Annotated in this window: 17 protein-coding genes; 1 reads left to right on the top strand and 16 read right to left on the bottom strand. The window is 42.8% G+C overall.

Annotated elements, in window-relative coordinates; translation table 11 throughout:
• Nucleotides 1-4 precede the first annotated feature (4 nt).
• From QZ407_RS12610 to QZ407_RS12595, 4 genes are read right to left on the bottom strand one after another with little or no spacing between them, the layout of a single operon-like run.
• The gene (locus QZ407_RS12610) at nt 5-907 is read right to left on the bottom strand and encodes a TIM barrel protein (RefSeq protein ID WP_295771617.1); all 903 of its coding nucleotides are present in this window, start codon (nt 905-907) and stop codon (nt 5-7) included.
• 12 nt (nt 908-919) lie between these two features.
• Nucleotides 920-3,055, bottom strand: a complete 2,136-nt coding sequence (locus tag QZ407_RS12605; protein ID WP_295771615.1) for a PQQ-binding-like beta-propeller repeat protein — start codon at nt 3,053-3,055, stop codon at nt 920-922.
• A 2-nt stretch (nt 3,056-3,057) separates the two neighbouring features.
• Nucleotides 3,058-4,257, bottom strand: coding sequence for a glycosidase (locus QZ407_RS12600; RefSeq protein WP_295771614.1), 1,200 nt, complete (start codon nt 4,255-4,257; stop codon nt 3,058-3,060).
• Nucleotides 4,258-4,279: 22 nt separating this feature from the next.
• Nucleotides 4,280-6,106, bottom strand: coding sequence for a sodium:solute symporter family protein (locus QZ407_RS12595; RefSeq protein ID WP_295771612.1), 1,827 nt, complete (start codon nt 6,104-6,106; stop codon nt 4,280-4,282).
• A 325-nt stretch (nt 6,107-6,431) separates the two neighbouring features.
• Between QZ407_RS12595 and QZ407_RS12590 the strand changes: the two genes are divergently transcribed.
• Nucleotides 6,432-7,316: an AraC family transcriptional regulator gene (locus QZ407_RS12590; protein WP_295771610.1), complete on the top strand. Its 885-nt coding sequence runs from the start codon at nt 6,432-6,434 to the stop codon at nt 7,314-7,316.
• A 1-nt stretch (nt 7,317) separates the two neighbouring features.
• Here the strand turns inward: QZ407_RS12590 and QZ407_RS12585 are convergent, their stop codons facing one another.
• From QZ407_RS12585 to QZ407_RS12530, 12 genes are all read right to left on the bottom strand, one after another.
• Entirely contained in the window at nt 7,318-9,999 is a 2,682-nt protein-coding gene (locus tag QZ407_RS12585; protein WP_295771609.1) for an alpha-L-rhamnosidase, read from the bottom strand.
• Complete coding sequence (locus QZ407_RS12580; RefSeq protein ID WP_295771607.1) at nt 10,000-11,970, bottom strand: sialate O-acetylesterase; 1,971 nt, start codon at nt 11,968-11,970, stop codon at nt 10,000-10,002. It lies immediately after the preceding gene.
• An 18-nt stretch (nt 11,971-11,988) separates the two neighbouring features.
• Complete coding sequence (locus tag QZ407_RS12575) at nt 11,989-13,068, bottom strand: glycoside hydrolase family 5 protein (RefSeq protein ID WP_295771605.1); 1,080 nt, start codon at nt 13,066-13,068, stop codon at nt 11,989-11,991.
• Between the two features lie 68 nt (nt 13,069-13,136).
• A complete protein-coding gene (locus QZ407_RS12570; RefSeq protein WP_295771603.1) occupies nt 13,137-13,826 on the bottom strand; it encodes a GDSL-type esterase/lipase family protein in 690 nt (229 codons plus the stop codon).
• Nucleotides 13,827-13,872: 46 nt separating this feature from the next.
• On the bottom strand, nt 13,873-14,670 hold the full coding sequence (locus tag QZ407_RS12565) for a glycan-binding surface protein (RefSeq protein WP_295771601.1): 798 nt from the start codon (nt 14,668-14,670) through the stop codon (nt 13,873-13,875).
• 18 nt (nt 14,671-14,688) lie between these two features.
• Entirely contained in the window at nt 14,689-15,822 is a 1,134-nt protein-coding gene (locus tag QZ407_RS12560) for a glycan-binding surface protein (RefSeq protein ID WP_295771599.1), read from the bottom strand.
• 46 nt (nt 15,823-15,868) lie between these two features.
• Nucleotides 15,869-17,545: a RagB/SusD family nutrient uptake outer membrane protein gene (locus tag QZ407_RS12555; RefSeq protein ID WP_295771597.1), complete on the bottom strand. Its 1,677-nt coding sequence runs from the start codon at nt 17,543-17,545 to the stop codon at nt 15,869-15,871.
• A 19-nt stretch (nt 17,546-17,564) separates the two neighbouring features.
• Entirely contained in the window at nt 17,565-20,873 is a 3,309-nt protein-coding gene (locus tag QZ407_RS12550) for a TonB-dependent receptor (RefSeq protein ID WP_295771595.1), read from the bottom strand.
• Nucleotides 20,874-21,408: 535 nt separating this feature from the next.
• Nucleotides 21,409-22,302 (bottom strand): phytanoyl-CoA dioxygenase family protein, encoded by an 894-nt coding sequence (locus QZ407_RS12545; protein WP_295771593.1) that lies wholly within the window; start codon nt 22,300-22,302, stop codon nt 21,409-21,411.
• Nucleotides 22,303-22,305: 3 nt separating this feature from the next.
• Complete coding sequence (locus QZ407_RS12540; RefSeq protein WP_295771590.1) at nt 22,306-23,469, bottom strand: Gfo/Idh/MocA family oxidoreductase; 1,164 nt, start codon at nt 23,467-23,469, stop codon at nt 22,306-22,308.
• Entirely contained in the window at nt 23,462-24,328 is an 867-nt protein-coding gene (locus QZ407_RS12535; RefSeq protein WP_295771588.1) for a sugar phosphate isomerase/epimerase family protein, read from the bottom strand. The genes QZ407_RS12540 and QZ407_RS12535 overlap by 8 nt, the downstream gene beginning before the upstream one ends.
• A 228-nt stretch (nt 24,329-24,556) precedes the next feature.
• The gene (locus QZ407_RS12530; RefSeq protein WP_295771585.1) at nt 24,557-25,630 is read right to left on the bottom strand and encodes a cellulase family glycosylhydrolase; all 1,074 of its coding nucleotides are present in this window, start codon (nt 25,628-25,630) and stop codon (nt 24,557-24,559) included.
• Nucleotides 25,631-25,634 lie beyond the last annotated feature (4 nt).

Raw genomic sequence — 25,634 nt, 5'->3', positions numbered from 1 at the left:
AATGTTATTGATATGTTTTTAAATCAGTTTCATCTCCAATGGATTTGAGCACCTTAGCAACACCGTCCATATTTATTTTCAGGCCGGTTTCTGCATCGGGATGAGTGTCCTCATTAATGATACCTACAGGGCCTTTGTATTTACTTTTAAGCACCATCTTCATTAACTGATATTCAGTATCGCCCTCGCCAACAGGCACTACCTTTGCAGGATCAACGCCTTTAAGGCCCGAGATATTTAGCGTTAGCAAATGCGGCAATATTTTTGGATAAAACTTTGAGAACCGTGAAGCCTGTTCTTCCGCATGGTGGAAATTGTATACCATACCTACGTTAGGCATCTTCAGTTCGTTGATGATGGCCAACTGATTTTCAGGTTCGCCATACCAGCCTCCATGATTGTACAATCCAACCTGGCAACCAATTTTTGCAGCTTGCTCAGCAATATACTTTACCGGTTTGCTAAGCGTATCTACCTTTTGCTGCTGGGTCATTTTTTCCATGTCAACCCCAACCATCATGAGCCAAATTTGCGTTTTAACTTTATTGCGCTTCAGCACATCCAATATGATTTTTAAGTTGGTATCCCGTTGCGGATTAGGTCCAGACATGTACCAGAATGCCTGTAGCTTAATGTGATGCTTTTTAAGCGCTTTCAGTTCATCGGCAAAATAAGGAATATGCTTTTCGCGCCAGTCGTACGCCATTTTAGTTATGCCTAATTGATTAAGCATCTGCGCACGTTCTTGGGCGTTACGATTCTTTACATCATAAGGCACAATGCACCAGGCTACCAAATTGCTCTTTGCAAAAACGCCTTTTTTTGACGGGACCTTAGTCGTAAATGCAACCGTGGCAATTGTTAGCGCACAAACAATTATTAAGGTATAATACTGGTATCTCTTCATAGTCTAAAACGGTTAAGGTAAAGCGTAGGCTACATAGGTATCGCCGGTCGGTCCGCCCAGCTTGCCACCGCCTGTAGCAGGTATCACAATGTATTGCTTGCCGTTAACGGCATAAGTACTTGGCGAAGCGTATCCGCCATAAGGCAGCTTTACTTCCCACAATATTTTACCTGTGTGTTTATCGAACGCTCTGAACTTTTCATCGCGCGTTGCTCCAATAAAAATTAAGCCACCCTTAGTAACCAGGTTGCCGCCAAAGTTTTCCGTACCGGTTATTGGCATACCTTTTTTAGTAAGCTCAGGGTATTCTCCCAAAGGCACTTTCCATTTTATTTTACCAGTATTAAGGTCAACCGCATTTAGTGTGCCCCATGGCGGTGCAGTGGCCGGGTAACCATCTGCATCTAGAAATTTGTTATATCCTAACGAACGGAACTCAGGCTTTCCTTTAACGGCCACTGATGCCGAAGTGCTTTTTTTATTAAGCAGAAACTCTACAATGTCTTTTCTATCCTTTTCCTCTATTTGCGGAAACGCAGGCATAGCTCCACGGCCGCTCTTGAGTATGTTTACAATATCTGCTTCTTTATATTTTTGGTCCAGATGGGTTAACGCCGGGGCAGCTCCCTGCCCTTCGCGGTTAGCGCCATGGCAACTTGGACAACCCATTTTCAAAAATACGGCATTACCTGCACTCATTGGCTCACCCTTGTTGCCACCTTGTTTACCGGCTTCATTAATATCTTTCATTTTAATGAGCCAGGCCAGCTCGTTGGCATTTATGTAAAGCATGTTTTCCTGCGGATCATATGACCCACCACCCCACTCTGCTCCACCGTGTATGCCATAGTATAAAATTCCCTTTTTCGATGGTGGCAAGTACCAACCGGTTTCCGATTCGGCAATAATTTTCTTTGCAGCGTTATGTGCCTCGGGTGTGCGGTTAGTAACATCATCGGCTGTAACCACCTGCTTTGTGAATGATTGCGGCCATAATACTTTAGGTTGCGTTGGGTATGAATGCTCTCCCGATAATGTTGATTGCGGCACAGGTGTTTCAACTACATTTGACAGCAGTTTACCCGTTAATCGTTCAAACAGTAAAATATTACCTGTTTTGGTAAGCTGCATAACGCCTTTTACCTGTTTGCCGTTCATGTTAAGCGTTACCAATGTTGGCGCACACGGCATATCCAAATCCCATAAATCGTGATGAATGGCCTGATAGTGCCATACTCGTTTACCGGTATTGGCATTTACTGCGACTATGCTGTTGCCATATAACTGCGCTCCTTTATTATCGGCCCTGTAAAAATCATCTTTTGGTTGCCCGGTAGGGAAATAAACCATTCCGGTTTCGTTGTCAACCGTAATGCCTCCCCAAGAGTTAATGCCTGCACCATCCTTCCAAAAATTTTTGTTACCCCAGGTTTCGTAACCATATTCGCCGGGCTGTGGTATGGTATTAAATTTCCATAAGCGCTTGCCGGTATGCACATCAAATGCGCTAACGTTGGCCGGTGCACTCCAGCTTAATGCGCCTACAATAACCATGTTTTTATAAATGGCTGGTGCTCCCGGAGAAGTTATAGCCATTTTATCGGATGAGCGTACCAAACCTTTGTTCAGGTCAATACGACCTTCGTCTCCAAAAGCTTTATCGGCATAGCCGGTATACATATCAACCTTGTACAGGAAACTGCCTGCCGTGTAAAACAAGAAAGCATCCTTGCCCGAGCGCCAGTAAACAACACCTCTATTGAGGCCACCAAGCTTTTCACCTTTGCGCGATGGGTCAAAACGCCAGAGCATTTTACCGTTTGTTCCATCTACGGCAAAAAGAGTTTGCGAAGGGGTTGTTACAAACATAATTCCGCCAACAATTAACGGGTTACACTGCACATTACCATCTTTATTGCCCGACTTGAAAGTCCACGCAACCTTGAGGTTTTTTACGTTGGTGGCGTTGATCTGGTCAAGCGTTGAGTACTTGGTTTGACCTGCATCTCCACCTGGGTTTGACCAGTCAACGGTGTTCTTGTACAACTCTATCCTGTCGCAACTGGCAAACAACACAATTAGCCATAGCAACGCACAAAAACTTAACAAAGGGTTATGCCTGTAACTACTATGTTTACCGCTATTCATATTTAAATACTTACAGGCTCGGCTGTTCCGTTAAGTTTTTTGTTGCTATCAACCATAGCAGCTATAGCCTCAACAGTTTTTGATGATCGCAATTGATCTTCAGGCGTATTCATCACATAATCAACCAACTTGTTAACGGTTGATGTGGCAACGTGCTGACGAGTATCTGAAGATGCATAGTATATAAATACAGTTCCGTCTTGGTCAGCTATCCAACCATTGCTAAACAGCACGTTTGACACATCACCTATTCGCTCCTCACCTTCCGGTGCCATAAAATAACCTGCCGGTTTATGAATTACCTTGGTGATGTCATGCAAATCGGTCATAAACATATAAAGCACATATCTTAAGCCTGCTGCAGTGTTACGTACACCATGAGCAAGATGTAACCAACCATGCTCAGTTTTAATTGGCGCCGGGCCTAAACCATTTTTAGCTTCGTAAACGGTGTGATATACTTTTCTATCAATCACAATTTCCTGTTCAACCACAGCCTCTTCAATTGAACTGCTTAGTCCAAAGCCTATGCCGCCGCCCTTTCCAGCATCAATAAAACTATCTTGCGGGCGGGTATAAAATGCATATTTACCATCCACAAATTCGGGATGTAAAACAACATTGCGTTGCTGAGGTGATGGCGTTTTAAGATCGGCAAGCCTTTCCCAGCTTTTTAAATCTTTGGTACGGGCAATGCCACATTGTGCTATAGCGGCAGACTGGTCGCCTTCATGTGCCGATTGGTCACGCCTTTCGGTACAAAATAAGCCGTAAATCCAACCGTCTTCGTGCTGTACTACACGCATATCATATACGTTGGTATCAGGCATCTCATTTTCGGGCATCTCAACCGGGTAGTCCCAAAATTTAAAGCCATCAATACCGTTATCGCTTTCGGCCACTGCAAAAAACGATTTACGGTCCAACCCTTCCACACGGGCCACTACCAAATACTTTTCATCTACCTTGATAGCACCGGCATTGAAAATGGCATTAATACCGCAACGCTCCATTAAGTACGGATTGCTTGTTGGATTAAAGTCATACCGCCACTCAAGCGGCGCATGCTCGGCAGTAAGTATAGGGTACTCGTAACGATCAAATATTCCGTTAGATGATGTTTTCTTCAAATTCTTTCTTTCAATAAGCAACGTGTGCTCGCGCTCAAGGCTGTCAAGTCTGCTTTTAAAGCTTGTATTCATGTGATCTATCACTTTAATAAGGTTAATCTTCGAGTTTATCCCACCAGGTTTTTTTGAGGATGCTTAGCACCACTATCAAAATACCGATGGTTACTATCAGGGGCAGTTTCATCCATAAAACTGCATACATAGGCAAAATGGTTAAGCAACATTGTGATATGATGCCCAGCGCTACGTTGAACATATCGAGCCCAAACCGTTTGTTAGGTTCAAACCCCGGCGTATCAGCCACCACCAGTTGATGCACCGGCTGCCAAAAACCCCAGGGCTTAACAGTGCTGTAAAACTTCTTTAAAATGGCTTCGTCGGTTGCCGGTGCAGTATAGGTTCCAACTATGCAACCGGTTACTGATATTGCGAACAATAGGGGCCAAACGTAAAGCGGCAGTATGCCATCGAAAATGAAAGGAAACACTAAGGCGGCTACAATGCCCGATGCCATTCCCCAGAAAAAGCCATTGGCATTAAACCTCCACCAGTACCATTTAAGCATGTTTGCTGCTATGTATCCACCATATAATGCACCTACAAGCCACTGCAAAATACTGTTGACGTCTTTGGCAAAAAAGCCCAGCAAAACGCCTACAAAAACCACCACAACTCCAACAATATAATTGAGGGTTATGATTTTCTTATTCGGAGCATCGGGGTTTACATACTTGAGGTATATATCGTTTACAATGTAAGCCTGGGCCGCGTTCAGCGTGCCTGAAAATGTGCCCATAAATGCGCCGAGCAAGCCGGTAAGTACAAGACCCAAAATACCAACAGGTAGAAAGGTGTTAATGGCGGCCGGTAGTATGCGTTCAAAATCGGCCGTACCGTTTACTTTGATGTTGATTTGATTGTAATATAGTAACGCCAGCACCGTAAGACCAATGACCATAGAGTACCTGATGGGCAGCAACACGATTGAAACAAACCCTGTCATCTTAGAGGCATCCTTGGGGCTGCTTGTAGACAACACCTTTTGCATATCATAGCTTGGCGGCGGACCGGCAAGGCTTGCAAAGACACCTTTAAACAGCATCATCATAAAAAATATACCGAAAAGGCTGAATCCGTCCTCTTTTATCTTACGGTTAGCATCGTCTATAATGTTGCTCCAATCCAAATCAAGCCTCCAGCCGAAGAACGGGTTTTGCCAATCGGCAGGCACGTTTAATTGACGGCCGTTTAAATGGGTAAATGCAATAATAGCTATGGCAACACACCCCACCGTCATGATGATGTACTTGATCACATCGCCCACTACTATACTGTGCATTCCTCCCAGAATGGAGTAGAACATGGCAAATAAGGTAAAAATGATACCGTAGAAATGAGCTACATACTGCGCCGGAACCTCAAATGGTATATAACCTTTTACCAGATTCCACGGTACAAAAATTTCGATGAACTTACCAAGGCCTACAAAACCATAAGCCAAAAAGCCTAAACAGCTAATGAGTGCAAACGCTACAATAATGTTGTGTGATGCTTTAACGCCTTTGCCGCTTACTCCAAAACGGGTAGCCAGCCACTCGGCGCCTGTATTTGCACCCGACCGGCGCAACCATTTAGCCAAAAACATCATATTAAATACCTGATTAAAAACCGGCCATAGCCATGGTATCCAAATACTTTTTAAACCATACACAAAGCATAGTGAAATCATCCACATGGTGCCGCTAATGTCAAACATGTCTGATGCATCACTCAATCCAAGCATGTACCATGGTAGTTTTTTACCTCCCATCAGGTAGCTTTCTTTGTTTTGGCGGGCTTTATTTTTGTAAAACCAACCTATCATAACCATCATAACCAGGTAGAAAATGATGATGCTTATATCTATCGCCTGTAACTTCATTAGGGGCTTAAGGATGTATTATTTAATTATTTGAAAATTATAATGAAAGTACCGATGTGCTTGAATTGATTATGCGAATGAAAAGCTATTCTAACGCTGTCAAAACAGATTAATTGAACGTAAACGGCTTACCTCCGCAATAATCTTCCTTAAAAACACATGCTTACTTTACTCAGGTTTATATGATGTAAAATTGCTTAAAGCCGCCAATTAGTACTAATACTTTTTTAGCCAAACACGGCTATTTTTTACATTATTTTTTGCAATGGCATAACTTTAAAATACATTTAACCTATAAACCTGAATATATTTTTCATTTACTGCCATGCAAAACCTGCACAAAAATGTTTTTAAGGAGATCACTCCTTTAACGCCTTTTGATTGCTTCACCATTTTTTCGAGAGTGAAAAAGGAGTTTAATTTTCCGCTGCATTATCATGATGAATATGAACTGAACCTGATACTGAATGCCAAAGGTGCTAAACGTATTGTAGGCGACCATATTGACGTGATAGATGACCTTGAATTGGTACTCATTGGACCAAACACACCCCATGTGTGGCTTACCCACCAGTGCACTACCGAAATAACGGAGGTAACCATACAGTGGCACAAAGACCTTTTTGATGAGAAATTTTTAACACGTAATCAGTTAAGCTTCATCAAAAAAATGTTTGATATGAGCGCTCGCGGTGTGTCATTCCCTCAAAAAACTATTGAAGCTGTGCGCGACCGTATTTTAACGTTAAGCCAGCGCAGCGGCTTTGATTCGGTGATGGATCTGATTAGCCTATTGCATGATTTGTCAACTTCAAGGAAGATTTTCTCGCTTTCGGATACGTCGTTCTTAAACAGCAAAAACTTCAGCTATAACAGTCGCCGGCTCGAAAAAGCTTTTGAATTTATGAACACCAATTACCATAATCAAATATCACTTAATGATGTGGCCAAGCTGGTCAACATGACAGATGAATCATTTAGCCGCTTTATTAAAAAACGTACAGGTAATACCTTCATTAACAGCTTAAATGAAATAAGGCTGGGCCATGCATCGCGCATGCTGATTGATACCACACACTCTGTTACCGAAATATCTTACCAGTGCGGCTTTAATAATATGTCAAACTTTAACCGTTTATTTAAAAAGAAAAAGGGCTGCACCCCTAAAGAGTTTCGTGAAAACTTCTCAGGGGTGAGGGTATTTGTTTAAATTATAATTGAATATCAAATTTGTAACTGCCAGACTGTAGCTGTACCGAATACAAACCGGCCGATGGCTGATTGATTTTTAGCCCTGAAGCCGGTGTTTTTGACCTGATGTCAGTTGCCTTCACTTCTAAAACCGCATTACTATTGGCCGGAACAATTACCTCGTAGGTTACTTTATTATCCTTTTTCTTCCATGATGATACTATGTCTCCATAGGGGCCAGTGTGTGTTGCGCTGAACTGTGTTAAGCCGTTTACAAAATTTGGTTTCAGGGTCACAGTTTTAAAACCTGGAGCATTTGAATCGGGGAAAATACCGCCTAAGGCTTTGTAGTACCATGCGCTTATTTCGCCAAACATAATGTGGTTTAAGGAGATATCCGAACTGCCTTCTATCTTCCAGTTTTCGTACAAGGTGGTTGCTCCGTTCTTAATCCACCATCCCCAAGACGGATATTTTTCGTTAGAAGCTAGCTTGTAAGCTAAATCTGCATAGCCGTTTTCACTTAGCGCATTAAGGATAGTTTTTGACCCTAACAAGCCAACATCCAGCCCACCATCTGCCTGTACTCTTGATGCAAGGTTTTTGGCAACTTTAGCTTTCTCACCATCAGGCACCAAGCCCCAGTAGAGCGGCGCACTTAACTCTGTTTGATAGCCCGAACAGTACAAGCCGGTAGCTTGATCATAGAATTTTTTGTTAACGCTGTTCTTTATCTTATCTGCCAGTGCCTGATATCTTTCATAATCAGACTGTTTACCTAAAACTTTCGCAGCCTTGGCTAATATACCCGCATCAATAAAGTAATAAATTGAGGATGTTAACTCTTTGTTAGATTGTGATTTGATGGGTATCCAATCGCCCAGCCCCCAGTCAGTCAAGCCTGCCGGGCTCAGGCTTTCAATATGGTCAACGTATTTTTTTAACGCTTCGTAGTTTTGCTCTAACGGACGTTTATCACCATAAAACAAATACAAATTCCAAGGTATAATAGCTATGGTGCTTGTCCAGTCGGGGCCGTTTGCCCAATCATAGCCCCACATTGCCGTTGGTATTATAGCCGGCAGCACGCCATTAGGCTGCTGTTCGTCACGGTGATCGGCCAGCCATTTCTCATAAACGGTTTTACCATCAAAGTTATATAGACCAGTTTCCACGGCGATATGAGCATCACCTGTCCAGCCGTTTTTTTCTCGTTGAGGGCAGTCGGTTGGATAACCAAAAAAGTTAGATAGATATGAGTTATTAGTTGCCTGCCAAATCTTGTTAAGCAAAGTGCTTGACGATTGTATTTTACCCACAGCGGGTACATCGCTGTGCATGAAATAGGCTATCATGCTTTCTTTGGTCAGATTTACAGGTTCACTTGACACAACTTCAACATACTGAAACCCTTTGTAATTGAACGTTGCCCGAAACGTATCTTCCTTTTTGCCTGAAAGAATTAAAATATCTTGGTGAAACGGATCTTTATCATCAGTTGGCCTGTAGTGATAATCAATGTTTGACTGATCAACATGACCATCAGGTTTCAAACGTTCGCCATGTATTAACCTTAACGTAGTACCGGCATTACCTTTAACTTTTATCTCGCTTACTCCGGCCATGTTTTGACCAAAATCAAAAACATATGATCCGGTATTCGACTTTTTTATACTTACCGGTTTAAGCGACTGCACATCCCTGATGGGATATAATTGCTGAGCAACAATATTTTTGGATGGTGCCGAAGTAAAAATGGCATTTTTCCAGGCGGTATCAATAAAAGACGTGGTGTTCCAGCCGTTTTGTTCGAGCCGGGCATCATAATGTTCTGCCGTGTAAATACTATTAAATGTGAGCGGACCATGTGATGTTTTCCAGGTATTATCAGTAGAAATAATTTCCGTTGTACCGTCGGCATAAGTTACACGCACATCCATGCAGAACTTTGGCCGGGCACGCCATGGCGTTTTATCAAAAAACCATACCGCTGTAGATTGATGATTGTACCAGCCGTTTCCCAACAATACGCCTAGAGCGTTTTGACCGTTGTTTAACATTGCAGTTACATCGTGCGTGATGTAAAGGTTGCGCCTGTCGAAACGAGTAAACATCGGATCGAGGCGATGGTTGCCTACCTTTTTGCCGTTAAGGTAAAGTTCATACAAACCAGCGGCTACAATGTAGGCTCTGGCACTTTTTACTGGTTTGGAAAGTTTAAACGCTTTACGAAAGTATCCCGCAGGTTTTTCATTTACGTTAATTCCGTCGGTAATCCATGCACCTTTCCAATCGGTGCTGCTCATTAAAGCAGTTTCAAAATTGGATACAGCAGACGATGATGAGGCACCTCCATTATTATTAACCGTTACCTGCCAGTAATAGCGCGTAAACGATTTCAATAAGCCCACGGGTACGACGGCAAGCATATCATCCTTATTGATACTGCCCGAATGCCAAACATTGCCTTTACCTACCGATACTGCTACTGAGTCTGTACCAACCACAATGTTGTATGATTCCTGCCGAGCACCAGGCGTACAACCCAACAAATTCCAGGTTAAACGCGGCTGCTGCACGTCAATCCCTAATGGGCTGGTAAGGTTTTCACACTGCAAATGCGCTGGTTTGCACTGCGCAAAACCTGCATTTGATGCACCCAAAACCGAAACAACTACGGCAATTGCACTAATCCACTTCATTTACTTTATGGTATACTTTACATTTTCTGTTACGCCCTTCCATTCATCAGTGCGGAAAGGCATAAGCGGAAACCCATCTTTGTTATAAACATTAGCCTCTAAGGCATCATCGGCCCATGCGTAACGCACAGCAACCGGATTGCTAACACTATCGTTAGCTAATATAATATTACCTTCTTTCAAAATTGCTTTGGCGTAATGAAATTTTTGGTCGGCACCTGCTATTTCAAACCCCTTGATATAGCCGTATTTATCCTTTATCCACAAGCCGCCATTATCATCGTTAAAGCTTACAACAACCTCCCCGTTTTTAACCTCCATGCTTTTATATAATGGCCCTTTGAAAGCTACATTTTGACCGTACGACTGATTTAATGCTATAGCTGCCAGCCGCTTGCCTACATCCTGCTTATTTTTTGGGTGAATGTCATTGGTTTCGCCAACATCAATGGTAACAGCCAGGCCGGTGTTGGGTAGTTTTAACGCCTGCATTTGTGCCTCGCGCAGTTCTGCCCATTGGCTGCCAATACGGCTATCGCCACCAGAGGCTTTCCAGCTCGAAATTTGAACTATGTAAAATGGAAAATTGCCTTGCTGCCAATTTTTGCGCCAGTCGTTTATGAGTAAAGGCAAGGCCGCCCGATACTGGTAAGCCCTTTGCGCGTTGTTTTCGCCCTGGTACCAAAGCACACCCTTAATTCCATAACCCACAAGCGGATTGATCATGCCGTTGTACAGCAAGCTTGGAAACAAGTTCGGATCTGCCGCGTTGCTGCTACCCTTCCACAATGATTCAATTTGAAATTTCCATTTACCGTCCAGGTTGATGGTGTCTTCTCCTACTAAAAGTTTAATATCATCGGGCTTACCGGTTATACCACCGCCACCGCCTGCATCTTCTACGCGTACGGCTATCGTATTTATGCCTTCTTTAAGCATACCGGCATTTATTGGGTATATACGTTGTGTGTTGTAACCATCTTTCATACCGCCTACTTTAATACCGTTCAGGTAAGTTATGTCGGCATCATCAATCATACCTAAATGCAATTCGGCAAGCTTACCAGCATTTTTACGACTGATGCTGAATGTGGTGCGTAACCAGGCGGTTCCGTCAAAGTTTTCTACCGATTGTTCCCAAAAGGCAGGCACCGGGCTTTCAGTCCACTTTGAGTCATCAAAATCTGCATTGCGCCAAACCGAAGCTGCAGCCGAGTCTTTAGGTAAAGTTCCCTGAAGGCGGTTGATAGTTCTCATCAGCTGTACTTTTCGTTCCTTAATAATCACATCAAGATTAGCCGCAGGCGGAAGCGATTGCGCCATAGCTTTAAAAATTTCGCTGTTTTCCAATGCAGGGCGGCTTACCCAGGGCTCAATATCTGTTCCGCCCCAACTGGCATTAATTAAGCCAATAGGCACCTGAAGCTTTTTATATAATTCGCGTGCATAAAAGTAACCTACGGCTGTAAAATCGCCCACATTTTCGGGCGTTGCACTCTTCCAATTGCCGCCTTTAAAATCATCTTGTGGTTGCTTGGCAATGGTGTTGTGTATTTTAAAGTGACGTATTTGCGGGTAATCGGCCTCGCGTATTTCTCTGCTGGCATTAATGCTCCCCCTTACCGAAAATTCCATGTTTGATTGACCGGAACATACCCAAACTTCACCCAGTAAAACATCACTAACGGTTATAACATTAGTACCTTTTATGGTAAGCACAAATGGTCCGCCAGCGGGTTCGGCACCTAAAATGATTTTCCATTTGCCATCATTACCGGTAACCGTTGCTTTCTTTTGATTTTTGAAATTTACCGTTATTCTCTCCCCCTTGCTTGCGCAACCCCACAAACTGATAGGCTTATTACGCTGCAATACCATACCATCGCTGTAAAGCTTTGGTAAAGTTACATTGGCACTCACTACCGATGAGAAAATGCAGAAAGCAAGCAGTAAAAAAAGTCTGTTTATCATTTTCGGTCTGCCAAATGGCTATTTACAATTTTCGGGATTGGTTTTTGGGTACTTTTGCAATATAGCAGTTTGAGGCAAATCACCATGCCATGGTTGGATAGAAAGATGCTCATCCTCGGGCCAGCGTGGTCCCGCGGCCCAATAGCAGCCGTTAACGCAGTTGGCGTTAAGATACTTCAACATGTTTTCCAGCACCACCAGCCAGCGGGCATCATTGCGCGGTACGCCGTATTCGCCTACAAAGCCGCGTTTGTTGTTATTTTTTAGCCATTGTACAAACGGGGTTACTCGTTGCACACCGGTATTTTCATTGGCTTTCTCGTCGGTATATGACTGGTCATAATTACCTGATGAATCATTATCAAAGTACGTGTGTGCCTCGTAAAAAAGGTTGCTTGACGGGTCGTTGAGGTCTTTTAAATTATTACTCACTTCGGGCCACCTTGATGCCGAACTAAATGAATCTCCGCCCACCACAATGGTTGTTTTGTTATCAACTGCCCGGATTTTGGTGATGATAGATTGCGCTATGTTGAACCAGGTAAGTTTGGTTAAGCCGTATGGCTCGTTCATAATACCGTAACCCCAAATGTTATCGTAACCTTTAAACGCTGCTGCCAGCTTTGCCCAGGCATCGCCTACTGACTCCAACGGAACAGCGGTTGAGCCAATTTCCTCGAATACATCGCCTACCTTACGGCGGCAATAGTTATGCATATCTAGCAAAACAAACATGTTACGTGCTTTTGCGGCATCAACAAAGGTTTTCATACGCGCCAGCTCTGTAACATCTAACTCCGCGTAAAGCGAACGCTGTATACGTTCCCACCTAAACGGGAAACGGATAAGCATTAAGCCTTTGGACTTAAAGTAATCAAGATCTGCAGCAGTTGGGTAACCATAATGCTGATTAATGGTACCCGGATAGGTGTTTCCAAATTCGGCACCGGCCAGGTTTACACCAAAAGGCTGTGCGGGTGCTGTGTAGGTTTGAGGCTCAGGCTTGGGCTTGCTTTCGCCCTCGGCCGATTTCTTTTTACAGGAAGCAAAAAATACGGACATAGCAATGCCCAATAAGCACAACACTTGCTTTTTCATATTATGCAAATTATTTGAACATTATGCTACCAGGTCAACGGTAGCATAATGCAGGTTTGTAAAGCAGATTATTTTTTAAGGTATGGTTTCAGCACCCTGGCCCATATGTCATATCCCTGCTGGTTCATATGAACGCCGTCTTCCACATATATTTGTTTAAGTGGCTGGCCTTCGCTATCCATAGTTGCCGTATAAACATCAACATAGGCTGCATTTTTTTCCTTAACTAAAAATGCTTTAATAAGGGCATTAGTTTCTTGCACGGTACGTATCGAACGTGCGCGGCCTGGGCAGCCTTTAATAGACAAATATGCTATTGGCAATGTTGGCTGATCTTTCCGTATTAAGCTGTAAACCTGCTTAAAACGGTCAAATACCTCTTCAGGCTTAGCGCCTGCTGCAATGTCATTATCGCCGGCGTAAAGCACAATTTGTTTGAGTTTTTTGGGGTAAACCGTTTGTTCAAAATACTGCTTAACATCAGGCAGTTGCGAACCACCAAAGCCCCGGTTTACAATGATGTAATCAGGAAACATTTGCTGCACGTTATGCCAGTTGGTAAACGATGAACTGCCTACAAACAGTATAGCGTTTTGCGGCAATGCCTGCAAACTGTCTTGCTTACGGAAGTTGCGTATAGTATTCCAGTAATAAGATTTTTGATCCTGAGCCTGCGTGTTGCTGGCAAAGCCACCTATTATTAGAACTAAAAGTGCAACGAATAGCGCAGGTGTATTTGATTTGATGTTTTTAAACATGGTAAAAAGTAAAACAGGGACATTGATATGCCCCTGTGTAAAAATATTAATCTTCTTTAGGTACTATGCGGAAATTATCGAACGACATATCGGCATCCAAAATGCCATTGCCGTGATACGAAAACTTAACCTTGTGCTTGGCTGACGACTCCTTAAGCGGAGTATTGATCATTTTGCCTAAATCAATAGAAAAGGTTTGCCACTGCCCGCGTGTATCAAACGTCTGCCTGCTTTTCCACAAGTAGGTGTTTACCTCATGATAATCGCCGTCAATCATAAATTTGATCATGTTGGCGTCAAATGGTTTAAGTGTGTTTACTTCGAATTTAAACACATAATTTTCCGGATTTTTTACTACATCTGCAGGTAAAGGCACATTACCCTGTACGAAGTCAATTACCGACCATGATGGTATCTCCTTTTCCACCCGGATGTACTTACCATCAATAGCCCCTGGTTTGGAACTTTTAGTGGTAAACTCACTTACCGAACCCGACTCAAAATCAAATATCATGTTACGCTTATCTTTATACTGATAAGGAACTGTTTTTTCAGTGCCGCCTGCTAGTACTTTGATGGTGTTGCCTGACTGTGCATTTTCAGGCACCTTAACGTATAAACTATCATCGGTCAACCTTACAATGGCTGCCTCGGTGCTACCAAACAGCACCTTTGCTTTACCGGGAACAACATTACTTTTTAACTGGGAGCCTATAATTACCATGTTACTACCTACGGGTGCATACTCGTTAAGCATTTTGGTAAGCGTAAACGAACTACTTTGCGCAAAGCCCATGGCAAGGCCACCCAGCATCATGCCGGTTAAACTTAAAGCTTTTTTCATGTTTAAATTTACTAGGGGTTATTTGTGCACTATGCGTATATTATCCATTGATAAATCAATAGTAAAAGGCGTTGGACCATAAACAATTGACCTGAAGGTATAATCGTTATTGGTACGTGCCACTATAGTTGGTTTCTTCACAATATCAAGTAACGGTATTGAATAGGTTATCCATTTACCCCGGGTATCAAACGGTGACACGGTAGGATTCCATAAGTAATAAGTACCACTATCGCCATAATCAGCCCACATACGTATACCTTGCTGGTTAAACGGCACCTGTGTATTAATCTCAAACTTATAGAGATACTGATCAGGATGGTCAACCACATCTTGCGGTAATTTGGCCGTTCCTCTAACAATTTCATCCGCAGCCCATGTACCGGTACTTTTCGCAATTCGCATATACTTTCCGCTTATGGCACCAGGTGTTGCACTGTTTGTAATAAAGCCGGCAGCAGTACCGGTTTTAGTATCAAAATCAAACATCATGTTGGTGTTGTCCATATATGGATAGGCGTAAGTAGCATTGCTACCGTTATCAGCTACAACCTTTATAGGCGAGTTTTGCGCAACGCCTGCCGGTACGGTAACCTGCAATGTATCTGCAGTTGCTTTTGTAATGGTTGCCTCTGTATTGCCAAAGAATACCTTACCCTTACCACCGGTAAACCCGTAAATGCCGAAGCTTGGTCCAAACAGCGTCATGGTTGTACCTGCCGGCGCATATTCATTATCCACACCGGTTATACTTATGGCCGGTATGTTAACAGCAAAAGTTGTTGTAGCGTTACCCGTTGGCGTAGTTACCGTTAACTTATTGGTTATCTGATCAGGGTTTGGCACGCTTGTCGGGATGCGTACTGTTACCTCGTCAGCCGTGGCATAAAAATCGGCTGAGGTTACTTTAATGTTGTTGAACATTACTTCCTGAACACCGCATAGATTGGTACCCTGGATAGTAACAAACTCACGTAAATTGCCTGATGTAACGGTTATTGTTCTATCGGTGGGTTTTACAACCTTTGTAATGGTTGGTGTGCCATCACAATTACCGCTATTATCCTTGTCTTTTTTACAGGCGGCTAAGTGCAGGCTTACAAAAGCCATGCTCAAAGCCACAATATGATTGGTAAATCTTAATTTTTTCATAATAACGTGTACTATTAAAAGTTACAGTAGTTAATTGCTGAGTTGTTTACCAACCCGGGTTATTGCCGTCAATGTTTTTGTTACCGTTAATCTCATCAATTGGTAACGGGAACAACAGGTGTCTTTGCTGGCGGCTTTTTACAATACCGTTTGCATCAACAGCGCCAATTGCATTCATGACCTGCAGATAAATTCCCCAACGGCGTAAATCCCAGGCGCGGCTTCCTTCTGCTGCCAGTTCGCGGCGGCGCTCTTCGAGTATATATGAACGCAGGCTTTGCTGATTAAAATCGGCTACGCTTGCCGGGGTGGCATTGCTACGGGTGCGTAACTGATTTACAGCATTAAGCGCGTCGGTTGTAGGGCCGTTAACTTCGTTATCGGCTTCAGCAAATATTAGAAGTGTTTCGGCAAACCTCAACCAAGGGTATGCTGCATCAGTACGGAACACAGTACGGTCGGCTACGTCATAAAACTTGGTAACCAAGGCAATATGGCTGTCATCATCAGAGTACATATAGGTTGGGTCATATCCAACTGCCGGATCAGTACTGCCAACTTCTTTGGCCGGGTACCACTGTTTTTCACCGCGATAGTTAAGCCATTTATGAGTTACACCTTGCCTTATACGTGCATCTTTTGTTTCAAACAAATTGTACCAATGGTCAGACAAGCCATAGAAGCCTCCACCACTTTGCACGCGCGCTCCGTTAGCTCCTTCAATACCAGAGTAATGGTAAGTTAAAAAGTTACCAAAGTCTTCGCTATTGCTTTTGCCATACATCATCCAAAGATGCTCTTTGCCACCGCGGTTACCTTTTTGCCAAACCTGCTCCCAGGTTGAAAAAAGACCTAAATTACCGTCAGCCGCATCCATTACCTCTTTAGCTTTGTTGCGGGCAAGTGTAAAGTACTCACGGGCGTTGATACCCTCATGACCGGCCACTACTGATTTTGTGTAGGTTGTAGCAACCGGATTACGCCTTGCACCACGAGAGCCCTGCGGGCCACCGTAAACAGTTACCTGCGCACCGGCCAGGGCACCCGAGGCCATGTTTAAGTACACTTTGGCTAACAGTGTTTTCGCAGCTTCCTGACTAAGGGTACCGGCTTTGTAAGCAGCATTTTTACGGCTAAACAATTGGGTTTCTGATTGCTTGAGGCACTCGACAATAAACGCGTAAACACTAGCTACCGGTGCACGTGGTTGATCAGGATCTTCACCATCTGTTACCGAAAACTTATATAACGGAACCGGACCAAAGCCTCTTACTAAAGTAAAGTATGCCCACGCACGGTAAAAGTTTAGTTCGCCCAAGGCATTATCTTTTGATGCCTGGTCAATAGCTGTCATTGCGTTAATGCGGCTTATGGCATTGTTTGACCTTGATATTAAGTTGTAAAGGTCAAACCAGTAAGCCCTGATATCGGTATTCTCCTGGAAGTTACCGGCACCTGTGGCAGCAAAAGCCCAGTTTGGTCCCGATGAATCATCACTATCAACGTCATAAACGCGGTTAAATATAGCGTAGGCAAAAAACCCTCCCGTGGTAAACGAGCTTTTTACACCGTTAACCCATAATTGTGCAGCTTCTTTTGAATCGCCAAGTTGCTCAGGCGCAATAAATGAATATGGAGTTTCTTCCAGGGCTTTTCGGCATGAGCCGCACATCATTACGGCGCAGAAAGCAACGAAAGCTATTTTAATATTTCTTCTTTTCATTTTGTAGGTTCCTTATTGATTAAAATGAAGCTCTTACACCTAAAGTGAATGTACGGGCGTTAGGATACGAGTTCATATCAACACCACGGCGTGAGGCATCACCACCAAACGAGTTCACATCAGGGTCAAACCAGCTATAGTTGGTAATGGTAAACACGTTGCTTACGTTGCCATACACATTTATATCGCCTAAGAATTTAGCAGGAGTTTTAAAGGTGTAACCAAGATTAATTGTTTTTAAACGGATGAAGGTTCCATCCTCAATATATCTGTTTGAAAACAAGTACTCCATAGTTGAAGATGCATCAGCACGTGGCCAGGTTGCGGTTGCCGCAGTTGCCGGTGTCCAGCGACCATTGAAAGCAGCCACCGTAGAGTTACCTGTGTTGCTCAACCTAACTTTAAGTAAGTTAGTATTGATAACGTCAGCACCCATCACCCCATGTATGAAGAAGCTAAAGTCAAAACGTTTGTAATTAAAGGTGTTAGTAATACCCCAAGTATAATCGGGCTGGGTGCTACCAATTATTAAACGGTCGGTAGACTGGCTTAAAACGGCGCGGTTACCATCGGTATCTTTGTATTTGATGGTTCCCAGCTTCTGATTAAGTTGAGCGTCATCTAAGCCTGCCCAACGCGGATCGGCACGTACCTCAGCTATATTATCATAAAAGCCGTCTTCAACTAAACCATAGATTGCACCAATTGGCTGCCCGTTACGTTGTATAAGCACTTGATCGACACCGTGATACAAACGCTGTGCAAATTGATCGGCTGGTAAGTCCATTATTTTGTTGCGATTAAATGCTATGTTAGCATTTACCCCCCACTTAAACTTACTGCTTTGAATAATGCCGCCTTGTACGCTTACTTCTAAACCACGGTTTATAACTGTACCGAAGTTGGTTAGCTTGGTGCGATATCCTGTACTTGGGGCCACGTTGATGCTTTGCAACAAATCTTTAGTTTTTTTGTAGTAAACATCAACTGTTACGTTTAAGCGGTTGTTCAAGAAACCCATATCTATGCCTGCGTCGCTTTGTAGTGTTGTTTCCCATTTCAAATTGGGATCAACTATACCACGGCCATCATCCAAACGATAGCCCGAACCGATAGAGCCATCCTTATCAACGATTGCATTTGCTGATACTACTCTGTTAAGCGTACCATAAGGACCTATACCCTGGTTACCTGTGCCTCCAATGCTTGCACGAACTTTCAGGTTTGAAAATGTATTGAGATTGCGTATAAATTCTTCCTCACTTGCGGTCCAGGCGAAAGCCAAGCCACCAAAGTTTGCGAACTTATTAAGCTCACTAAATTTACTCGAGCCATCGCGTCTGAAGTTTGCAGTGAACAAGTACTTGCCTTTATAGCTATAATTTATGCGTGCTAATACAGACATCAGCGCATTGTCTTCGCGATAGTTGTAAGGTAATGCCTGGTTTAGTCCGGCTGCAAGGTTCCAGTAACCAGTAAGATCGTTAGGAAAACCATTTGCGCGCTGTTCATTCCAATATGCCTGTCCTTTTTCATAAGTGAAGGCTGCTACGGCATTAATTGTATGTACTTTATTAAAGGTTTTCTTGAAATTTAACAATGACTCAAGTGTTAATTGGGCGTAGCTGTTATTTGCCTCAGATGCCTGGCCACCAGGAATGCGACCTTCAGGGATATTACGTTTGTAATAAGTTTGACGCATATTGGTGTTGTAGTTATAACCAATACGCTGCCTAAAGTTTAACCACGGCGTAAAGTTCAACTGCGCATAGCCGGTTGTATACACACGCACAGATTTTGTACGGTCATCTGAATTATCAATCGACAATATTGGGTTACTTAGGCCTGAAGCATTTACGTATTGCTGCCTGGCATCGGCATAAGGATCATCCAAAGGCCACGTTGGCGGAAAAAACAACGCTGAGCTTATTAAGCTTGGCTGTGCACCTGATGTATTGGTTTTACCTAATACATAGTTGGTGTAAGTAACGTTACTGTTTGTTCCAATTTGGAAAAAACGGCTTACGTTGCGGTTTATGTTTAGCTGCAAACCATAACGTTTGAAACCGGTACGCTTAATAATACCTTCCTGATCGAGGTAGTTACCTGAAATGAGGTGACTGCCTTTTTCATTACCTCCAGCAACCTGCAAAGTATAGTCTTTGGTCATTGCAGTTCTGAATACCTGATCTTGCCAGTCTTCACCTTTAAAGCCTTCCGGATAAACGCTACCTGCGGGTAAACCGTTGATGTAATCTTCCGGCTTAGGGCGGTATACGTTGTTTGCAAGAGTAATAGGGTCACGTCCGAAGTTACCTGGGAAAGGCAGAGACAACGGAGAACCGTAATAGGTGGTTAGGTTTTGAGCCGCCTCGTTTTGTAACACCGCGTACTCATAGGCTCCAAGCATGTCAACCTTTTTAGATATTGTTGCCCAGCTTGTATTAGCTATAAGGTTAACCTTATCTTTTCCGGCTTTGCCTTTTTTAGTGGTAATCAATACAACACCGTTAGCACCTCTTGAACCGTAAATAGCTGTGGCCGACGCATCTTTCAATATCTCAATGCTTTCAACATCCTGCGGGTTCAAAAACGAAAGACCGTTGATGGTTTGAAAGTTATCCTCGGCGCCACCGGGTGTAGGTGCCGATACTACCGGAATATCATCAATAACATACAATGGCTCGCTACCGGTAAAAGAGTTTGCGCCGCGAACTGTGATACTGATACCTGCTCCGGGAGCACCATCATTACGGTTTACCTGCACGCCAGCTACCATACCCTGTAAACCCTGGTTTACACTTATGGGCACGTTACGGGTAAGGTCTTCGCCTTTTACGGAGGCAACCGAACCTGTAAGATCGCGGCGGGCAACGCTTCCGTAGCCTATTACAACGACATCATCAAGCCTGCTGCTTGATACCGCCAATTGCGCGTTGATAGTTTTGTTTGCACCCACAGGTTTTTCGGCTGTGCCGTAACCCATGTAAATAAAAACAAGCACTGCCGATTGATTGGGGACTTTGATTGTATATTGACCCCTTACATCTGTTTGTGCAGCGGTTTGGCCGTTTTTTACCTTCACGCTTACACCAACAAGTGGTTCTCCCTTTTCATCGGTGACTTTACCGGTGATGCTTATGCCGGCAGCAGCGTTTTGTGCAAAGGCACCGGTAAATGGATATACCACGCTTACTATAGCTAAAAATAAAATGAGTAAAGATTTGAGCAAATTACGTTCGTAAAGTTTTGACCGGAAGTTGCTTTTAGGCGGCGAGATTGGGCCGCAAACAGCAATGCCATCAAATTTGTGACTTAAATAGTTCATGTGTTTAATTGGTTAGTCGGTATTAAAAAATTACAGTTAATGCTTCGATGGAGCTTTAAATTAACCGCAACTTATACCGCTATTCTGAGATGGAGTAAAAGTTTGTTTCTTCATAATTTACATTTTAGGGCAACAAGTCTCGAGCTCTTGCTGGTTTATCAAAATTCGCTTCGGCGTGTATCATCATTGGTTTATTTGATACAAAAAAGCGTTTGGTTTATAATCACTAAAAATGGAAGTTTTTTATACGCATTTCTAATACTTTTTTATCTAAAATACGTAGCATATTCAATAAGTGCGGTTTAAAATTTCAATAACGGTTACAAAATAAATTGGCAATAAAAGTGCTGACAACTTATAAGTTTAATATTGAGCGATTATTTAAATTTAAAAATTCCGTAATCAAGCTTTACTTTAATGATACTTTTTTAGCTTGAATTTTAATATTTGCAACCTATTAGATAACCATCATTTGAAATTAAGCCGACTTAAATTTTCAAGGCGGATGCATAGAGCTGTGCATCCGCCTCAAATACTAAGCGGTATATTCTTTTTCAGGAAAATTATACTCCCATTTCCAGGTTTCGGCCATGTTGGGATATTGGGCACGGCACTCAAGATACTCTTGCATCATTGTGCGCATTGTGGGGCTTAAAGTTTCCAGGTATTGGGGAGTAAGCAGATCTCCGTTTAGTAGATAAAAATGCCAGGTTGGAGGATATGCAGCGCTATGATACCCCATGTGCAAGGTGCGACGTGGTATAGTCATTTTCTCAGTAAACCCTCTGTGTATAAGGTTATTATTATACAGCACTGCCTGCCCAGCTTTCAACTTAACAGGTACACCTCCAGGCATTTCAGCTCCTACTGGTGCATAGTGCTTAGATCCATTAAATGCTGCATTTTCCGCTTCTGTGTTTGGGCGGTTATGACTTGCAGGAACAATCCATAAAGAATTTTCATCAACCAGCGGGAGATTGATTTGAACGCTGTTATGAAAACGCTCCGGTGAGAAAAGCCAATCGGCAATTTCATCCTGAGGTATTTGGATAATATCCCGATGCCAGCCTAATGAATACTCCGTACCTTCATTAGCTGCAAGTATTGAGGCGTTATTAACGATAAGGTTAGGACCAATAATCTCTTCAACGGCTTTTAAAATTACCGGGTGATGAAAAGCGTGATGTATTGGTTCGGTACCCGGCTTTGTTAGCAAATGGAAATAATACTGTCGGGCTTCTTTACCAAAATCGCTCAGTTCATCGCCTAAGTGCTGAAATGAGGAACTCTTCTTTTCATTATTACCGGCTTTTACCTGAGGACTGATAAGGGCATCCATTATTTGCCTGAAGTCGTCAATCTCTTGTTGCGTTAATACGTCTATTATTACGTATCCATCTTGTAAAAACTTCTCTTTAAGGGTTTGCATACGCTATATATTCAAAGTTATTTGTTGTTTGGTTTGAGCCGATAGCAGTCCTGCTTCAAGCACCTTCATGATATTGAGTCCGTCATTAAAATTGGGAGTTACCTGCTTCTTTTTCTCAATGGCATCAATGAAATCAACTACCGCGTGAACAAAGGAATGCTCGTAGCCAATTATATGGCCGGGTGGCCACCAGCTTTTAATGTATGGGTGCTGTTGGTCAGTAGCAATAATTTTTCGGAAGCCTTGTGTATCGCCAGCATCATTTGAGGAGAAAAACATGAGTTCATTCATTCGCTCTAGATCAAATGTCAGGCTCCCTTTGCTTCCGTATATTTCAAATGAAAGCTTGTTTTTACGACCTGTTGCAAAACGTGTGGCTTCAAATGAACCCATAACACCGTTTGCAAATTTTACAATCATTAAAGCAGCGTCTTCAACGGTTACCTGTCCGCGTTCGCTACCTTTCACTTCGGCCTGTAAATTTCCTGTACTTGCTTCATCGGCTAAAGGCCGTTCGGTAATAAAGTTTGTGCTCATTGCTGTCACCGAATCAACTGGCCCTATCAGATAATGCCCCAAATCAACGCAATGCGAATTTAAATCCCAGTGCGGACCCGCCTGAGCAGTTTCCTGGCGCAATTGCCATGTAAGTGGAAACTCAGGATCAACTATCCAATCTTGCTGGTAGGCAGCGCGCCAGTGAAACAGCCTACCCAGCAGACCATCATCAATCATTTTTTTTGCCAATGCTACAGCAGGCACACGCCGATAGTTGTGATTTAAATAGTGTATTACTTTGTTATCTTCACACACGCGCAGCATTTCCTCGGCTTGCTTAACGCTCATGGCCAACGGCTTTTCGCAAAAAATATGCTTACCTTCTTTAGCTGCAGCAATGGCAATTTCATAATGCAGGTGCTGTGGCAGGGCAATATCAACTATATCAATATCAGGTCTGCTGATAAGTTTTTTCCAATCAGTTTGCGTTTCCTGCCAACCCCAGCGCTCGGCAAATTCTTTCAGTGAGGGTTCGTGTCTTCCGCAGGCAACCTTCAGAATAGGTTTTGCCGCAACATCAAAAAACAACGGTGCTTTAAGCCAGGCGTTACTGTGCGCCCTGCCCATAAATTTATAGCCTACAATACCTACGTTCAATGTTTTAAGCATACTCTAATCTTCCGGCTATTTTCCATAATTCAGCAACACTCTCTTTTACAACGTCTTCTTCCTGATTGGTATAATCGGGGTGTAAAAAGTCAATTTCAACTGCCAGGAAGCCTTTGTAATTGTGCTGCTTTAAAATTTGAGCAAGCCGGGCATTATCTATTAAACCCTCGCCCGTTGGTACGCATGAAAAGAAATACCATTCATTTACAGGCACGCCTTTAACCGGTTTAAGATCCTTAATATGAGTAGCCAAAACATAAGGTGCCAACTTCTCCATAGCTTGAATAGGATCATCAAGTACTCTTAAAAAATTGCCGGTATCAAAATTAACTCCGAAATATGGCGAGTTAACGTTTTTAATTAATTGAAGTATTTCGTCGGAGTTGTAATCAATGTGATTTTCCACCGCCAGCTTTACATTGTAACGTGCGGCAACTTTAGCGGCTTCAGTAAACATGTGGCTTAACTTTTCAAGCTGTGGAGTATGATCTTCAAACCTGAACTGAAGGCTGCTGCCTACTACACGCATTACATTTGCACCTATATAACTGGCGTACTCAATGTGCTCAAGCATTTCATCAAATGCAGCTTCATTTTTACCACCTTCCAAACCGTCAGGGTGCCCCCACGCGTAAACCCTATCCAAATCGTTATCATCAAGTTGCTGTTTTACATCAAGTAAGTATTCTTTATTAAACCGGGGAATAAAACATGACTCCAGTGATATGCCCTTTATATCCAGCTTGCCTATATCTTTTAGAAAAGCATCAAATGAAAGCTCTTTTTCGGGCCTATCCTGGCCGGGATACACCTCGCCAAAAAGCCGGTGGTAACAGTAACTATCAATTCCAACATTCATAATTTGATTTATTAATTGGTTAAATAACTTGGTTTAGATGTAAGCAGACACTTGATAAATGAGAAAAATAAGCGCCTTTTAGGTATACGTAAATGTGTGATTATTAGCAAAATGACACTAATACTTTTTTAGCTTAATAATATTGTTTTTTGAGTCGTAAACATATCAACAAAAAAAGCCGCCGGTAAATTACCGGCGGCCAAACCAAAAAAATGTATAACCAACATATTACTTACCTTTCATCACATCACTAAAAAACTTACCTTGTGATGTAGGCTCATAATTCCAGTTCTTAATCATTTGTGGTATCCAATCGGGGTCAAAAACCCAAACCACCCATGATATTCCTTTTTTATTAAAGTATTTCATAATTGACGGCCCGTAAATGCCATCGTCCTTCAAGTTCTCATCTTCATCTCCGGGCATAAAGCCAAGCTCGGTTGCTATAACCGGATATTTATCGGCCACAAAGCCGAAGTCCAGCTCCCATTTATCTTCACGCGGTACAGCGCGTTTACCAGGGTAAGGATGTGTTACATAACCAATACCGGGGCGGGCAATTGGGTTGTCTTTTACGGGAGTAAGATCATATGCCCAATTAAAGCCGGCAACCAACGGAACTACATTTTTGTTGTAAACGTAAATCAAATCAATCATTTGCTCCATTAGCGTTTTCCAACCATCCCAACTGGCGGTGCCGTATTGCCCATCATAAGTGGTAGGCTCATTAAACAACTCGTAAAATGCTACGGTTGGAATATCTTTGTAATGTTCTGCAATGTTTCTCCAGAAGTTAAATGTTTCGCTTTTAGTGGTTTTATGCATGTCTTGCGATAGCACCTCCATTTGCAGGTTGCCAATAGCATGCCAGTCAATCAACACATAAATACCTAATTCTGAACACCAGTTAACGGCTTCGTCTAAGAGTTTGATGTAAGCCTCTACCCCACGCTGATGATAGGCCACAGGGTGTACAGGGATACGTATTAAATTTGCGCCCCAGCTTTTGATTACATCAAAATGCTTTTTGTTCCAATGCCCGTCTTTTACCAGCTTATCGGGATCGGAAATGGACAACCCTTTAAAAACGATTACCTTGCCTTTATCGTTAACAAAAGAATTACCCTGAACTTTTATGTAAGACATTTTACTTGCAGTGGCAGGAAGCTTATAGGGCTTTATGGCATCAATATGCCACCAGTCTTTTTTTATGGCGTTGCTTTGCAAACCAGGCTGGGCAATGGCCACTCCGATTTTACACACTACCGCCAGTAATGTTAACCCGAGGTAAGAAACTTTCATTTAG

The organism is uncultured Mucilaginibacter sp. (assembly GCF_913773635.1).
Classification (GTDB): domain Bacteria; phylum Bacteroidota; class Bacteroidia; order Sphingobacteriales; family Sphingobacteriaceae; genus Mucilaginibacter.
This window is presented reverse-complemented; position numbering and strand designations above follow the sequence as displayed.